Here is a 15,368-nt window from a genome sequence, read left to right on the forward strand (position 1 = left end):
AATGAAATATACAATTTTAATATCAAGTCTGTTACTAACAACCTTTGCGCATGCTCATAGTGCAAAAATGCTGCAAGAAGAACTTCAAGTTAACGCGCAAAACTGCCCTAAAAAGCAAACAATATTGCTCGCTTCGATGAAAATATCGACAGGAACGTTTTCATTTTTAAAAAGTGATACAAGTAGTGGGTGTACGGAAAAAAGACTTTCTGCATCAGGTCGAGAAAGCCCAATGTTAGATTGTGGTCAGTTTGATGATTGGCGCTTAGCTTACGATATGGGAAACAATATGTGTGAGTCGTTACACTCAAATATGATGCGTTTTGATAATACATTAAACCCAGATATGCAAATATTTACTCGCTTTGAAGGCCCTTACGAATTTAAAGGGGACGAGCACCATCAAAAATTTAAAGCTAGCATGGGCGTTACATTAGCGTGTTATATCTGTGATACAGCAAAATAGTTAAACCGTAGCACGAGGTGATATAAGTGATACCTTGTGCTTTTTAATTCTAATTCTGATTCAGGTTAAGTAACCTGAACTCTGGATAATAAATCTATCTCTAGCAGCTATTTTCAGCGCTAACTGCGTTGAATTTACTTGCAATAGGCCAGCTATTGACGCGTAAATTCGCCTTGTTTTCACTGAAAATCTTTGGCTAGAGAAAATAAATTTAAATATCACCATGATTCAATATGTTAGTAAATCTCTTAACCAGAGTTCAGGTTAAATAGTGAGGTGAGGCTTTAGCAAGTATTTCAAGCTTTTGTATTTGTTGCTTTAGTTTATGTATATCTTCATGTTCTTCGTTGCAGTGGTTAATAACATAATGTGCGGTTTTTATTATATTATGCCAGCGAGGTTTTTTAGGCAGTGTTTTAATCGCTAAATAACGCTCTAAGGTTCGCACCCGCAGCCGACCATCATCAATGTTTACTTTCCACATTTTACTTTCTTCTGCTAGCTCAATTCTTGTTTTTGAGCTTGTTTGTTCCCAAATACTCAGCGATAGCGTCATGACTTCTACAATTAATTGGCGAGTGTCTTGCTCTGTGTCGATAGCTTCGTTGGGGGCGGCGTTGTTCACTGTATTTAGAGGTTTGCTTGTTTGTGCTAAATATTTATAGCTGAGCAACACGCCTACTATAAAGGCACTAAATACCGCTAATATATTATAAAGAGTTAAATAGTTATGTTGTGGCTTATTTGGGAGAATATCGGCTTGCTTCAAGCGTAGCTGGTATAGATTGGCCGTATCAGCTCGATTTTGGCGTAACATTGTATTGTAATCTTCAAGCGTACTTAGCGCATCACGGTATTGTTTTGATTGTTGTTGTGATTGAGCGAGTGCGATGTAAAATAGCTCTGTTAGTTGGCTGTTTTGATTGTGGTTTTTAGCTAACCCTTGTTTTAATAACACTTGCGCTTCAGTGTCATTACCTTCTAGTTGTTTTAGTTTTGCTTCTATTAATAGCGCCCGTTGGTCGACTTTGTCATTTTGAATAAGGCTACGGGTACGTTTTTGTGTTGCGAGCCATTTTTGTGCCTCATTAAGTTTATTTTGAGCTAAAGCGATTTCAGCGAGTAGTAAGTAGGCACGTGAAGCTTGAGTATGCGCACCACTATTATTTAACTGCGTGAGCGTTGTGTTTATAAGGTTTATCGCTTTATCAAACTGTAACTTTTTAAAAAACACTTCAGCTAAGCTTATCAGCGTATGGTTTGCCTTTGTTTGATTGCCAAGTTGTGTATGCAGTAAATGTGCTTGTCGAAATGACACGATAGCATCATCTAATTGATTAATATCTCGCGATATATTACCTAAATTATTTAAAGTAACGGCTTGGCGTTTTAAGTCGTTTAATTGCTTAGCAATGTCGTAACTGTTTAAAAATAAAGTTAAAGCGGTGTCTAAATCTCCAAGCGCTTGATATATATTAGCAAGATCATTCGATGTTTGACCTTCATAACTTAAGTTTTTTAACTGCGTAGCAAGCTTTTGTGTTTTATGAAAATAAGTAAGAGATTGAATATAACCTCTTTGCCTGTATGCATTAATACCGAGTTGTCGCGTTACATGATATTGCTGTGAAATACTTAAACTTTGGCTAAGTAGTTGCTCAAGCTCTGAGTTTGCTAAGGCTAAATCACCAGCTTGTCTATACAGTACAGCTAATTCTAATTTAGCCTCAAATGATGCAGTTGAGTGTGGCTTGAGTTTACTGATTTTTTGCTTGCAGGTTAAAATATCACTCGTTATATCAACCGATTTATTTTGCTCACAAACACTCGCCGATATCGGATAAGAAAAAAGTAAAAATATAATAAAAACAATATTTAGAAACATCACTAAGTACGAGTTGCATTTTTGTTAAACTAAAAATAACACAGTATTAACTTTTCGTCATAAAGATTGTGTGACTATTAAATATCACGTATTTTTTGTGCTGGATTTCCTGCAACCACGGTATTAGCGGTTACGTCTTTGGTGACTACCGAGCCGGCACCAATCACGCTATTATCGCCAATGGTAATACCTGATAAAACAATAGCTCCTGCGCCAATCCATACGTTATTACCTATAGTTATTGGGGCCGCAAAGTTTTCTTTCTGTAGTCTTTGTTTGGGCTCAACTGCATGAGATACCGCTAATAGCTGTACATTAGGGCCAATTAAGCAATCACTGCCAATGGTAATGACTCCTTCAATTATTGGTGCATCTAATACAGTGCAATTAATGTTTATAAAAGTACGATCACCAATTTGCATTTGCGAGCCATAATCACAATGAAACCCAGCTTCAATAATTACACCCTCCCCGCATTGCGCAAATAGCCCTTTAATACGCTTTAAATTACCTTTACTTGGGCTTTTATTAAATAAGCGACAGATTTCATGAGCGGCTTTGCGCTTTTCAAGTAACTCTTTAGTAATTGAATTAAATTGTTTTAGCATGTTATTTTGAAGTGTTGAGCCACTTCTTCATCCATTCAGATTGGTGTGTAAGCAAATAAGATAAGTTTTCTTTAGCTTGATAGGTATGCCCTTCATACGGGAGCATAATTAGCTGAGCTGTTTTTTTATTAGCAATTAATGCTTGATACATTCTCATTGACTGCATTGGGTAGGTGCCAGAGTTTTGATCGCTTTCACCATGAACTAATAATAATGGTTCATTTATTTTATCTGCGTAAATTAGAGGCGATATATTAATGTATGTTTCCTTTGCTTGCCATAGATTACGTTTTTCTCCCTGAAACCCAAAGGGTGTTAGGGTTCTATTATAAGCGCCACTTCGTGCAATACCAACTTTGAATAGATCGGTATGCGCAAGTAAGTTTACTACTGTAAAAGCCCCGTAAGAGTGACCCATAACGGCTAATTTCTGCACATCAATACGACCCGTTTTCTCTAAAGCATCTACTGCAGCCTTGGCATTCAAATGAATTTGATTAATAAAGTCATCGTTAGGTTCGCTTCCATCAAATGATGTGATTGGCATTGAAGGAGATTCGAAAACGGCAAAACCGTCATGTAGAAATACCAGTGGACTTAGTGGATCAAATTCTCTAAATAAATTCGTTCGTACTGTATTTTGTTGGCTAAGTTTTTTATTTTTAAATTCATCAGGATAAATCCATAAAATAGCAGGAATTTTATCTGATACATTATAGCTGTTAGGTAAGTGTAGCGTCCCAGTGAGATCTAATCCGTCATTTCTTTTGTAGCTAATAGTAAGTGGTTGGTTAATAAATTCATTTTTATTTTCACTCGAATAAAGTATGACCTTTTTTTTAAAATCTTTATTCGTTAATGCGTAATATTGAGGTGCGCTTATATTATCTTGTTTTTGTATTATTAAGGTATTATTAGCGACCCTTAAAGGCATTTCTATATGTTCAGCATTGCTTAAAAATATTGTTTTATCAAGATTACTCAATGTATTGTAATATTTGGCTATTGGTCTTATGCCTTTTTTACTTTGACCAGAAGAAAAGAAAAATAAGTTATTATTTTGCTCAACTAAAACTTCATATCCGGCAGGTGTGCGTAAAGTTTGTGGGTCACCAAAGTCATTATATTTATCACGATAATCTCTTTGATGGATTAAAGTACTCGTAGGAGTTTGGGCATTAATTAAAGTTGTTCTTGCCTGTTTACTTTCATAACGCCAATCTTGAAGTATTCCTGCACCAGATAAACTCCATAAAACATCGTGAACTCTCCATGTTACTTGATGTATCAATTTTTTATTGCCTAAAAATGGGCTTTCCAACTTATAAATATGATCATGATATGTTTGTGGTAAAGACATATCTCCTTTATCGCTCGCTTCTACCCAGCTGATAGTAGAGCCATATGACGGTAGCCATTTCACCAATCTAGCGCCAATAGGGACACTATCTTTGGATTTAGGTAGGTTAATTTTATCGTTTAAATTTGGTAAGCTATATAAGGCAATAGGGTTTTCTATGTTGATGACATTATAAGACCGCCCCCATTTTTTATAAGGTAAATAAGATGATAGTTTATTGGGTAGCATAGAATATAGTAAATAATTTCCATCAGGAGATACTGAAAAATAATTAAATAAACTACTACCCGTTAAAATAGAAACTTCACCATTTAAATCAACCTTTACTAACTTGGTTTGATTGATAGATATAAACTGATTCTTCATCTTGTCATTTATTAATAAACTTTGGTAGGTCCGTCCTTGATCTGTTTGCAGCTCTGATGATAATAAATTGGGTTTTTTACGTATATATTCAGATGCCTTTATTGGCAAGTTTCGCTGCTTGACGATAATGGCTTGACCACCAGGTAGCCATCTTAAATGCCTGTCGCCAAGGCTTGTAGATAAATTGATGTTAGTTAACTTTTTAAAATCATTTTTAATTACATCATGTAACCATAGATGTGTGTTGGTGTTATTTTGAATTAAAAAAGCTACTTTTTTAGCATCAGGAGACCAATTAAAATCGATAATCACTCCTTCTATTGCCTTAATTTCTTCTCTAGAGTTTTTTGAGATGTTAAATAAAGTAGCGTGGCTATATTGTTTAGTATCAACTCTGCTCGATAAATTAGTATAAAAATCCAGACCAGCTAACTGTACGCGCTGCTGAGATAAGTACTCTATAGATGGATACTTAATTTGGTGTAAAAATAAAACCCGTTCCCCATCAGGTGACAATGAAATAGTTTCTTGCCCCGTAGACTCTATGAGATTTGCCCACTTACTATTCTCTTTTTCAATAGCTTCAACGGGCAAGGGGGCAAGGAACCATAGCGCTACAATAAGGTAAAATTTACTCATTTCGTAACGCCTTAATTGGATCTTGCTGTAACGTTTGGCGGATCGGGAAAAAGCTGGCAAGTACTGATATACCTAATAATCCCAACCAAATGACCATTGTTAACCACCAGTTTATAGGTAGGGCAACCCCGGGTAATGACATACAATAGCCTATAATTAAAAATGCCAACGAAAAAGCTAACACTAAGCTCATTGTAATGGGTTGCATTAGCTCTAGTAAGCTTTCTCTTAGCAATCTATAACTGTCAGCCCCCATAGAAAGCTTAACGCCTAAGCTATATCTGCGTACTTTAACTAAATAGCTAACAATACCGTTTATGCCAATACACACCATCAGTAGCGATGTTGATGCCAATACAATAGCCAGCCATGCTGCATTTAAATGACGTTGTCTTTTACCATCAAACAGACTTGTTAAAGAGGCGATGTTATTGATGTCTAATCGTTGGTCTACTTCTAATACCGCTTGTTGAATGCGGGCAATTGCATTATTGTCATCTGAAGCAGTAATCAAATACGTAAACTGACGCCAGCCAGGGTAATCTTTAGGTGTAAACACTTCAAAGTCTTCACTTTCAGGGCTGCCCGGTACATAGGTGTTGCTGACAATACCTATTATTGAGTAGTATTTTTTATTGTCAAAACTCACCTTACTATTGAGTACATCATTACTGTTTTTATTAAGTAAGTCCGCAAGGCGTTGATTAATAATGATCGGTGGGTTTTCGAGTTGTTCGTCTCCTTTGGCAAAGCCTTTACCTGTTATCGTTAAGCTAAGTTCAGTAAAATAATTGGCGGTTACTAAGCTATTACGTGCTTGGGCAATATACTGTCCGGCTTCGTTGTATATTTGATTGACGTTAACCGTTTTCGGCAGCCTCATTTCGGACGAGACAGATAAGCTGCTTACATAATTAAGTGCCAGCAACCTCTGGCTAATTGCTTTGTGTAAATTAATACGTTCGCTAGATTTATCAATATTGCTGTAATTAACAGTCAGTGAGTACTTGCTTTTTGTGTTAATGCCGTTATCTCTAAGTGCTTCAGATAGCGTAACAAGTACAACATGGCTAGCGGTGGTTAATACTAAAAACGAAAACAAAATTTGCAAACCAACCAGTAGGTGGCTGGTGGCAGAACTCATTTGTTTACCGGTTCCTTTTCCGCTGCTTTGTAGGCTGCTCATTAGGTTTTTTTCTTTAACAACACTGAGCTCTATGAATGAGTAAAGTGAGGCAATGCTGATGATTAGAAACGCTGAAAACAGCAAAGTATTAAAGCTAAGAGACAGCGTATCTAAACGTTGAATAGCATTGGCAGCTAAGCTTTGAATAACCATAAAGCCTATTTGAGTAAATGTTAGAGCCAATAACACCGCAATACTGATGAGTAAAACATTATGTTTTAGTGTTTCAATAATGAGTTGTTTTTTACTGGCGCCAAAAGCAAAGCTGATTGCAAGCGGCTTTATGCGCGTAATGGCTTTTGCAAGCTGCATGCTAGACAGGTTGATGAGTGCAATGAGCATTAACAAGCACACACCTAGTAATAGCATTAATACAATCTTCCCACTGTCACCTCTAAGGGCCTCACTAAATGCAGTAACACGCGCATCCACAGTAAAGTCTTTTAAAATATTAGGCGCGTGCAACTGTGCACCTTTGAGCGATAAATCACTTAATTGTTTGCTAATTTCTTGCTCTGAGGTTGCGGGCTTAAATCTAACAACGCTCTTATATGCGCCCATAAAACCGTTAGATGTTTTAGGGTTAAAGGCTTCATCAGCATCAATAGGTAACCAAATTGCGTCATTTATATTACTGTAATTGGGTAGTACAAGGTCATTGGGAGCGACACCAATAACAGTGAAACGACGTTGATTAAGTTGTATTTTTTTACCAACAATATTAGGGTCACTTTTATAGTGAGCTTGCCAAGCACGATAACCTAATACGACCGACATTTGCTTGGTACCAAGCGCTTCTGATTTGTTAAATAACCGACCAATTTTTGGCTTTACGCCGAGTAAATCAAATAAATTATGTGAAGCGAGTATGACATCTATTGCGGGTCTGCTGGGCTTATCTAGCAGCTTATAATCAGTCCATTTATGATAAGTAGCGATATCCGTAAAAACGGTGTTTTCGTTTTCAATGTAGTGCATTACTTTTGAGTTACTTGCAGGCCCTGAGTAGCCTTTAGAGTTAATGGTGCCTTCAAGTAAATATAAGTTATCGCCTTGCTGATAAGGTAGCGGGGCGAAAAACACTAAATCAACTAAGCTAAATGAACTAAGCACCATCGACAGTGTAAGTGCCAGTGTAAAAACCGTGGTGAAATAGTACTGCTTAGCCCGTTTGAATGTACTGTAGGCGGTTTTTAACATGGTTGAGTTACCTGAGCTAAGTTAGCTGCCGTATCAGTACTAGACTCGCTTTTATCGGTAACCACGGTGCCATCTTTTAGCTGAATATTCCGCGTAGCCATGTTGGCATAACGCGGGTCATGGGTAACCAGTACAATAGTTGTACCTTGTAGATTAAGGTCTTTTATTAATGCCATAATCGCATCGCCATTTTTTGAGTCCAAGTTACCAGTGGGCTCGTCGACCAGCATGATGCCAGAATCACCAGCTAATGCGCGCGCAATCGATACACGTTGCTGCTGACCACCAGAAATTTGATTTGGGTGTAAATCAGCTTTATCAGCGAGGCCTACTTTTTCTAGGCAATCTAACGCTCTTGCATGACGTGATGATAAAGAGTCACCACGGTATTTTAGTGGCAGCGCAACATTTTCAAGTACGGTCATTTCATCAATTAAGTTAAACGATTGAAACACAAAGCCAATACGATTACCGCGTACTTTTGCACGTTGGTTTGAGTCCATATCAGAGACTAATAAACCATCAATGTAATACTCACCACTTTGAGGGGTGTCGAGCAGCCCCATAATGTTAAGAAGTGTTGACTTGCCACAGCCCGAAGGCCCAGAAATAGAAATAAACTCGCCGTCGTATACGGTAAAGCTAATCCCTTTTAAAATTTGACTTACTTGCTCACCATTAGAAAAAGACTTACTCAGGTTATTAACTCTTAAAATTTCAGTATTCATGTTTTTCCTTAACCAGCAATTTTTATTGTTGTTGTTTCTGCGGGGATATCTAATGTGGAAATAATAACCTGTTCGCCAGGTTCTAGCCCTGACAACACTTGAATAAGTTGGCCTGATGCTTTACCGTATTGCACTTCAATTTTAACTGCTCTGTTATCCATTGTGAGTTTAAATAATGAGCCATAGCTACCTTCGCTTGCACCTGTTGGTTGTTTTATATAATTCACATCTTTTTGTACATCGGCAAAAATAGTCGCATCGACTTGCTGCATAGGCTTCATGGTGTCTAATTCTGAAGCTTCGAGTTCAATATCAATTTGTACAGCACCGTCGCTGATCACAGGATCTACACGCACCACTTGACCGCGCACTTGGTCATTCAAAGTACTAATTTGGGCTGTCATACCTATTTGAATTAAATGAGCTTGAATTTGCGGTACTTTTATTTCACCAACCAAAGGAGAGAGGCTACCGATTAGCGCCAGTTCAGAACCCGCAGTGACACTTTGCCCTAAACTTAAAGGCAGACGTTGAATAACACCACTCATCCCCGCTTTAACTGAAAGCTGCTCTACCATCAATTTGGCGACATCAAACTCGTCTTGCGCTTGGTCTATTAAGTCATCTTGAATCGAAAGCGACTCTTTTTGCATCTGTGCTAATTTATCAAGCTTGGATTCTTCAAGGTCAATACGCTTTAATAACTGCTTGGCTTCGAGTTCATTCTTCTTAGCACTGATCCCTGAAACAATACCTGATTTAGCCAATGTACGTTCTGCTTCAACTTGTAGCATCGCTATTTCAGATTGTGCTTTTAGCTCAGATACGCTTGACTCGTTATTTAGCATCTCGCGTTGTTGTAGCAATACGGTTTGTCGCTTTTGGGTCTTGGCATTTTTAAGTTTTGCTAATGCTAAGCGCAGCTTACTTTCTAATTCAGGGTTATTTAAAGTAAGGATCACAGTGTCATGTTTAACCACAGCACCCGCTTTTAGTTTTATTTCGTCTACCACAGCATTGCTGGTTGCAGTAAGAAGCCGCTTATTGATTGATTGTAGTGAACCATAACCATCCACCCTAATTGAAAAATCACCGCGCTCGACTTTAGAGATAGTGACTGAATCTTTTGAAATAACTTCGGCATTATCTGCAAACCCTAATTGCCACCCTGAGATAAGCATAACGACAGATAAACCTATCAACCCTTGATAGATTAGTTTGGATGTAAATTTCATAGCTATTCCTTTTGTTATTCTTATCGTGGTATTTAATCACACAGCTTGGGCTAACGTTTGGTTCTTAATTAATTCTTCGAGATCAATTATTCTATCTGCGGCTTGTATTGTCTCTTGCCTATGAGCGACGCTGATCCGTGTGATTTTTTTTGATTTTAAATATTGATTGACCTTTAACTCTGTCATCGCATCTAAGTGGCTAGTTGCTTCATCCAAAAACAGAATGACTGGTTGGCTGTAAAGCGCTCTCGCCAAAAGCAATCTTTGTTTTTGACCACCTGACAATGAGCTACCTAAATCACCAACTTGAGTATGCAGACCCATAGGCATGCTTTGAATCTCATGCCATATTGCAGCACCTTTAACAGCTTCTGTGATTTTATCTAGATCAGGCTTTGGCTCAAAGAAGCAAATATTTTCAATTAAAGAACCATTTAGTAATTGATCATTTTGCATGACAGTTGCACACATTGAACGAAAGTTTCTCATTCCAAGCATATTTATCGAATGCCCATCTAATAAGTAATCACCTTGTTCTGCTTTGATTAATCCAGTCATCAATTTAAGTAGTGATGATTTCCCTAAACCGGAACGGCCAATAATAGCGACTGATTCCCCTGCATTTATTTTAAAATTGATTCCTTTAAATAACCACGCAGAAGATGTTGAATACCTAAAGTGCAAGTCACGTACTTCGATATGCCCTTTAGCGTGCTCTTTTGATATTGTTAATTGAGGGTTTTCTTGCTCTTGGCTTTGCATCACTATATCAGACATTCTACGCAAGTAAGTTGAAGCAAGCTTGAACTTAAATATATGATCTACCAGAGTTTGTGTACTGCTTGAAAATTGTTGCCTATAAGCTAGAAATGCAATAAACATCCCTATTGTGAACTCTTTATTTATTATTAATGTGGCACCAATAAAAATAACGATTAAATATTCAACTTTACTGACTAGATCTTGGCTAATTTCTGCTGCAATAGTTACTTTTTCTCGTTTAATGTTCTCGTTAGTCGTATCAGCAAATAGATTAAGCCACGAAGAAAGTCGGGTACTTTCTTTTACGTAGCATTTTATGGGCATAATTGCTCTGATGGTCTCTAAAAAATGACTGTTTTCTTTTGCTTGCTTAGATAAAACTTGTTCTAAATGTTTATTCTCTTTATTGGTTAAATAAAGCCTAAGAAGTAATGTGAAAGAGAGAAATGATACAGAGACTAATGCAAGGGTTGGGGAGTAAGTGTACATAATGATTAAAGTTGTAATGCCGAGAAGCCCTTCAACAATAGCAGAAATAAATCCACGACTGATCATGCGCTGGACCTCATTAAACGCTTCAAACCTTGATTTTATATCTCCAACATGGCGAGATTCAAAAAAGGAAAGTGGTAAATGAAGTAAATGGCGCTGAATATTAGCTTTTACTTGAAAACCTAAGTTTTTGTCTAAATATAAAATGGCGGCAGAGCGAATAATATTACTGAAGGTTGTCAGTAAAGTAACAGTTATAAAAGCAGCTAACAGCCATATTAATATTCCGCCATCTGAAAGAGGTATACCATGATCTATTACAATTCTAATGTAGTAGGGAGATATTAAGAGGAAGCATTGCAAAATCAAGGCTACAACGAATATCTTAAATAATGATGATGCGAGCCCTTCAATATTGCCAATAAATGCTTTTAGCGGCATTTTTATTCGCTCATCAGCCACAGTAAATGCTGATGTTGGGGTTAACTCAATTGCAATACCGGTAAATGCTTCAGATACTTGTCTCCAATCAAGTTTAACCTTTCCTTTAGCTGGATCATGGATGACTATTCCTGATCTATTAACTGAAGCTAGGGTGACGAAGTGATTAAAGTTCCAATGCAATATTGCAGGTCCCTTTAGCTTTGAGAGCTGGCCTAATTCTAATTTTAGTACTCGGCCAGACAGGCCTATATCATCTGCTATTTTTAAAATATGCTTAACAGTTATCCCTTGAGTTCCAACAGGGTAGCGTTGTCGCATAGCAAGCATATTTACCTTATAGCCATGATAAAAAGCAATCATAGCTATACATGTGATACCACATTCAGCTACCTCACTTTGTAAGAAAAGAGGCAGTTTTGATGGTTTAAAGTCAATGTAGTCTGTGAGACGCATTTAAATTTCACTATTTAATTAAGTTGAGGACTTTTTCTGATTGCTGAGTGAGTAGTATTTTTATATCTGCGGTAGGTGACAGTTTTGAATAGTTGTTAGCTTCTAATTTTAAATGTACTTTTTGTTCTTTATTGTTTTTATTACTACCAACAACCATTGTAACTATGCCTTTTAATTCATCATTGTTGACAATTAAAGTAACGTGGTCATTTACATTAATACTCATATTTTCATTGCTAGAAATCCAAAAAGATAACTCATTTTCTGAAGAGGTACTTAAAAGGTAACCAAGTGGTTCAAATGGTTGTATTATATTTTTTTCGATTAAAGAATGAAAAAATAAACCATCGGAAGGAGAGCGAATGACCTCTTTTTCTAACTTACTATTACTATCAAACTTAGAAATAGTAAGTAGCTGTTGATTTTTTCTAACTCTTTCACCATCTATCGCAAAGTGCTTATTTATAACGACAACTTCATTATAAATAAGCGGGGTATAGTGTTCAGGTGAGACTTTGGCGTCAAGACTGCTTTTTGTTGAGAAAGTTAGAACATTAATAACTAAAAAGCTAAATACGAAAATTGCTATTAAAGCTGCAATAGAATTATTTATAATTTTAGGCTGCTTTATGAGTGATTTGCCAATATCACTCGATTTATATTGATTTCTAAGCGCTTCTTTGCGGAACATATTAACAATAGACATATTATTAACTTACTTTCTTGATGGGAATATCACCAACAACACTATTGTGATTCATATAACTTAGCGGGCAACCCATTTGCCAACTATCTAGCGTAGTAAAACCTTTTACCCATGTGCTAAATTTTTCATTATTTAAAGTTAGTGTGCCGTCAGGGTTAATTTTACCAATATTATTTCTGTCATCATCCAATGCGACTGTGCATTTGTTAATATTGCCATTTGCCCTAATACCTAAAGAGTTTGGTTTTCCGGCATAACAAATGTAATGCCCTTTACTATTTAATATTTTACTTTTTTCGGAGTAGCGATTTGTTAAATCTTTTGCTAATTCTTTAGCTGATTTTTTTGCTATTAAATCTTGGATTACTATTTGATTTTCACCGCCTAAATTAGATATTTCTTTAAAAAAAAGTCTAAACCTAGCGTCATCTTTGAGTGTTTCATCAAAACGTTTACAAAAACTTAATACACTTTCATGATTTAAGTCAGTGATATGTACTCTGAGGGTTATATTGAAATCTAGATCAGTGGATGAAGCATCTAACAATCTTCTCCAAATTCGGTCAAAGCTGCCCTTGCCATTGCGTGTTAAGCGAGTTGTGTCATGTGACTCTTTATCACCATCAATAGATATTTGAAAACTGTTTTGTTTTAATTCAACGAGTTTTGTTAATGTTTTAATATCAAGTAAAAAACCATTGGTGGTTAAATCTCCGGATACTTTACATTTATACTTTTCCGCTAATGATTGGCTAAATTCTGCTATTTCAAAAAGTACGTCTTTCGCCAATAAAGGCTCGCCGCCAAACCAGCTCAGGGATAAATACTCCAAATTAGGCATTTTGTTACTGATTAATATTTTAGTTGCGTCAATTAGCCATCGAGGCATTTTTCCGATTTCAAAGTCTTCATAGCAATATACACAGCGAAAGTTACATTGCTCTGTTGGAAAAATAATGAGCTGAAGCTTTTTATTGCTAAGGCTATTTACTAGTTGTTGCTTAGCAAAGCCTTTAACCTGATCTATTGAAGTTGTCATTTTTTCCCCTATTGTTTTGCTTGCGCAGACTACCTTTATAAAGAAGTAGTCTGCGTGATAGTTAAAGCTCTTTTAGAGATGATCCACAACTACCATTTACAGTGTTACCACAGCCCGTATTTCCTTCTTCGTCTTCTTCTTCTGGAGAGAAACCGCCTGCAACAGCATCTGTAAGTTCTTCACTTAGTTCAATTTCACCTAACTCATTTAGCTTGATTTCTTCACTTTCTATATTTTCAAATTTATTGCTCATTTTATGTTCCTTTAGATTATTGTTTCCCCTTAATGGGGTGAAGTTAGTATGAGTTTTAAAAAAGAAATAGATAACTGTAATAACTACGAGGTTTATACAATAATCTCATTTAAATGGTTTGATATTTTAGGTAGCCAAACGTTCGAGGTCGGTTTTTTTTTGTTTTTGATGTTAAATAAAACTTCAATCCTACTTTTTAATATTTTGTAATCTGTTTTCTCATACAGTTTAAGTAGTTTTTCTTTATTGTGATTAGTTGGGTGATTAGATTGCAAATTACAAAGAGTCATCCCGTAATTAAATTCATCTTTTATATTTTCATATTGATTCAATGTTTTTTTTACTAATAGAGATTCAATAGATAGTTTTTTTTCCTCGATAATACATGAAGAGAAATTTAGTTTAGACAACGAATCTAAGGGGGTCTTTTCCATATTTGAAATTAAGTGTTTCATTACTGTTTCAGCTTTCACTGTTAGCCCCATAGCTTTGAAAGTTTCATATAAACGATAGCTATATACGCCACTTTTTATACACGTACTTTTATTTATTTGACTCCAGCAAAGCTGAATAGCGTCTTCAAATTTTTCTAAGCTAATACAAGCTACAATTTCTGCTTCGATGTATAAATTTTTTTCTCTGTACTGTTGTGGTATTGTCTCTCTGATTTTAAGCACCTCATTATGCTTTGACTCTAAAAGGTTATATTTTAAAATCTCATCGAGTGTAGCCGTATACAATGTGTTCCATTGTTCACCTAGTATTTCTTTGTTTACACTTATAGAGCCTAGTTTTGCTTTATTAGTATTATCGAGAATAGCTGTTTCACACATAAGCTGCTGAAATGCTGAGTGTTGGTTTGTCAGCTTATAAAGGCGCAGTAAGTTAATAGTGGGGTCTATTAAGTTGATAAGACTTTGATTGTTTTTATCTTGTAAGAATTTATCTGACCAATAAGCAATTACTCTGTGTAAAAAAAATTCGCTTTCTTGTATTTTTCCTTGGTAGGCTAGAATAAGAGGGTAGGCATTAATTAACCAATGTAGGGTTTTGTTGGTGCTTGAATTTTTATTAAGAACATCCCTATCAAAAACAAGACACATTTCTTCACACCAATCCTCAAGATTTGATAAAGAGATTAGATCTCTTTTTTCAGTTAATCGCTTCAGTTTTGGTTTATATGGCTTGCAAGTTTCAATGTCCATTAACCGATGCCTTCTTGGCTTGTTACAGTTGTAGGTTTTTCATCATTATCAATAACATTACAATAAACGTTTTCTGGACTTATAAAGCCTCCGACGAGTTGATCAAGCAACTCTAGGCTTGTAATTTCTATTAATCCGTCATTTGTTCTATGGGCAGTGATTGCATTTTTTTCATTTTCTATGGGATTATGCATAGTCTGTACCTTATGACTGTAAGTTAAAAATGCAGCCTATTGTAGTGTTTTAGTTTTACAATAATTAAAGCGTAATATATGTATAACTAAAATATAACCTTAATAAAAATCAGTTACTTAAAACTTTGTGGCAATTGCTATTACTGT

At 36.0% G+C, this 15,368-nt stretch carries 13 protein-coding genes; 1 reads left to right on the plus strand and 12 read right to left on the minus strand.

Annotated features, from left to right (window positions below; translation table 11 throughout):
* Position 1: 1 nt before the first annotated feature.
* On the plus strand, positions 2-466 hold the full coding sequence (locus PALI_RS15330) for a hypothetical protein (protein ID WP_149605314.1): 465 nt from the start codon (positions 2-4) through the stop codon (positions 464-466).
* A 259-nt stretch (positions 467-725) separates the two neighbouring features.
* Here the strand turns inward: PALI_RS15330 and PALI_RS15335 are convergent, their stop codons facing one another.
* The 12 genes from PALI_RS15335 to PALI_RS15390 form a co-directional block, all read right to left on the minus strand.
* Positions 726-2,351, minus strand: a complete 1,626-nt coding sequence (locus PALI_RS15335; protein ID WP_193156383.1) for a tetratricopeptide repeat protein — start codon at positions 2,349-2,351, stop codon at positions 726-728.
* Positions 2,352-2,428: 77 nt separating this feature from the next.
* Positions 2,429-2,959, minus strand: a complete 531-nt coding sequence (locus tag PALI_RS15340) for a sugar O-acetyltransferase (protein ID WP_193156384.1) — start codon at positions 2,957-2,959, stop codon at positions 2,429-2,431.
* A gap of 1 nt (position 2,960) precedes the next feature.
* Entirely contained in the window at positions 2,961-5,324 is a 2,364-nt protein-coding gene (locus PALI_RS15345) for an alpha/beta hydrolase family protein (protein ID WP_193156385.1), read from the minus strand.
* Complete coding sequence (locus PALI_RS15350; RefSeq protein ID WP_193156386.1) at positions 5,317-7,710, minus strand: ABC transporter permease; 2,394 nt, start codon at positions 7,708-7,710, stop codon at positions 5,317-5,319. The genes PALI_RS15345 and PALI_RS15350 overlap by 8 nt, the downstream gene beginning before the upstream one ends.
* Positions 7,704-8,438 carry an ABC transporter ATP-binding protein gene (locus PALI_RS15355; RefSeq protein WP_193156387.1) on the minus strand — a complete coding sequence of 245 codons (735 nt, stop codon included), beginning with the start codon at positions 8,436-8,438 and terminating at the stop codon, positions 7,704-7,706. The genes PALI_RS15350 and PALI_RS15355 overlap by 7 nt, the downstream gene beginning before the upstream one ends.
* 8 nt (positions 8,439-8,446) lie before the next feature.
* Positions 8,447-9,673 carry an efflux RND transporter periplasmic adaptor subunit gene (locus tag PALI_RS15360; RefSeq protein WP_077536489.1) on the minus strand — a complete coding sequence of 409 codons (1,227 nt, stop codon included), beginning with the start codon at positions 9,671-9,673 and terminating at the stop codon, positions 8,447-8,449.
* 36 nt (positions 9,674-9,709) lie between these two features.
* Complete coding sequence (locus PALI_RS15365) at positions 9,710-11,824, minus strand: peptidase domain-containing ABC transporter (protein ID WP_077536488.1); 2,115 nt, start codon at positions 11,822-11,824, stop codon at positions 9,710-9,712.
* 10 nt (positions 11,825-11,834) lie between these two features.
* Positions 11,835-12,530, minus strand: a complete 696-nt coding sequence (locus PALI_RS15370; RefSeq protein ID WP_077536487.1) for a hypothetical protein — start codon at positions 12,528-12,530, stop codon at positions 11,835-11,837.
* A 4-nt stretch (positions 12,531-12,534) separates the two neighbouring features.
* A complete protein-coding gene (locus tag PALI_RS15375; protein ID WP_077536486.1) occupies positions 12,535-13,569 on the minus strand; it encodes a radical SAM protein in 1,035 nt (344 codons plus the stop codon).
* Between the two features lie 61 nt (positions 13,570-13,630).
* On the minus strand, positions 13,631-13,822 hold the full coding sequence (locus tag PALI_RS15380; protein WP_077536485.1) for a hypothetical protein: 192 nt from the start codon (positions 13,820-13,822) through the stop codon (positions 13,631-13,633).
* Positions 13,823-13,914: 92 nt separating this feature from the next.
* On the minus strand, positions 13,915-15,027 hold the full coding sequence (locus PALI_RS15385; protein ID WP_193156388.1) for a hypothetical protein: 1,113 nt from the start codon (positions 15,025-15,027) through the stop codon (positions 13,915-13,917).
* A complete protein-coding gene (locus tag PALI_RS15390) occupies positions 15,027-15,221 on the minus strand; it encodes a hypothetical protein (RefSeq protein WP_077536483.1) in 195 nt (64 codons plus the stop codon). Before PALI_RS15390 ends, PALI_RS15385 begins: the two co-directional genes overlap by 1 nt.
* Between the last annotated feature and the right edge of the window lie 147 nt (positions 15,222-15,368).

The organism is Pseudoalteromonas aliena SW19 (assembly GCF_014905615.1).
GTDB lineage: Bacteria > Pseudomonadota > Gammaproteobacteria > Enterobacterales > Alteromonadaceae > Pseudoalteromonas > Pseudoalteromonas aliena.